Origin of the sequence: Pseudoclavibacter sp. RFBJ3, from assembly GCF_002931375.1 — a bacterium.
Lineage (GTDB): Bacteria > Actinomycetota > Actinomycetes > Actinomycetales > Microbacteriaceae > Pseudoclavibacter.
On sequence record NZ_PSXZ01000041.1, the window covers coordinates 1 to 1,308 of the forward strand.

Sequence of the window (1,308 nt, forward strand, 5' to 3'; positions counted from 1 at the left end):
CGCGGTCGGGGGCCGCTTCGATGAACGTCGTCGGCACGTAGCGCTTCAGCTGCGTGACGTGCGACGGGTTCAGCTCCTCAAGCGAGTGAGCACCGAGCAGCTTCATGGTGCGGATGATCTCGTCGGAGAGGATCGCGATGGTCCGGTCGACACCCTCGCGCCCGCCGGCCATGAGGCCGTACAGGTAGGCGCGGCCGATCATCGTGAAGTTCGCGCCGAGTGCCACGGACGCGACGATGTCGGCGCCGTTCATGATGCCCGTGTCGACGCCGATCTCGAGATCTTTGCCGACCTCGCGTGCAACGGCGGGGAGCAGGTGGAAGGGGATCGGAGCCCGATCCAGCTGCCGCCCGCCGTGGTTGGAGAGGACGATGCCGTCGACGCCGAGGTCGGCGAACGTCTTCGAGTCCTCCAGGTTCTGGACGCCCTTGATGACGATCTTGCCCGGCCACATCTCGCGGATGACCTTGAGGTCCTCGAAGTTGATCGTCGGGTCCATCGCCGAGTCGAGCAGCTCGCCGACCGTGCCGCCCGTCGTCGCGAGCGACGCGAACTCGAGCTTCGGGGTCGTGAGGAAGTCGATCCACCACCAGGGGCGCGGGATGGCGTTGATGATCGTGCCGACGGTCAGCTGCGGCGGGATCGAGAAGCCGTTGCGCTTGTCGCGCAGGCGGGCGCCGGCGACGGGGGTGTCGACCGTGAAGTGCAGCGTGTCGAAGCCAGCCTTCGCAGCGCGCTCCACGAGGCCGTAGGAGATCGAGCGGTCCTTCATGACGTACAGCTGGAACCAGTTGCGGCCGTTCGGGTTGACCTTCGCGACCTCTTCGATCGTCGTCGTGCCGAGCGTCGACAGGGTGAAGGGGATGCCCGCGGCGGCTGCGGCGCCGGCACCGGCGGTCTCGCCCTCGGTCTGCATGAGGCGTGTGAACCCGGTCGGGGCGATCGCGAACGGCATCGCCATCGGCCCGCCGAGCACGGTGCTCGACGTGTCGACGTTCGCGACGTCGCGCAGCACGGACGGGTTGAACTCCACATCCCGGAACGCGGTGCGCGCGCGGCGCAGCGACAGCTCGCCCTCGGCGGCGCCGTCGGTGTAGTCGAACGCCGCCTTCGGGGTGCGCCGCTTCGCGATGCGCCGCAGGTCCTCGATCGTGAGCGCCGAGTTGAGGCGGCGGCGACGGCCGTTGAGGTCGGGTTTCTTGAACTGCATGAGCTCGAGCAGCTCGAGGGGCTTGGGGGCTTGACGTTTCACCATGGGGCAGCTGCCTTTGCTTCTATCGGGTGATCTTCGGGTCGTAGCGGATGATC

1 protein-coding gene is annotated in these 1,308 nt (G+C 67.7%); it reads right to left on the reverse strand.

Annotation, left to right across the window (positions count from 1 at the left end):
* Positions 1 to 1,255 (reverse strand): alpha-hydroxy acid oxidase (locus tag C5E07_RS19045; protein WP_104301649.1); only part of this gene is annotated, 1,255 nt, incomplete at its 3' end.
* Positions 1,256 to 1,308 lie beyond the last annotated feature (53 nt).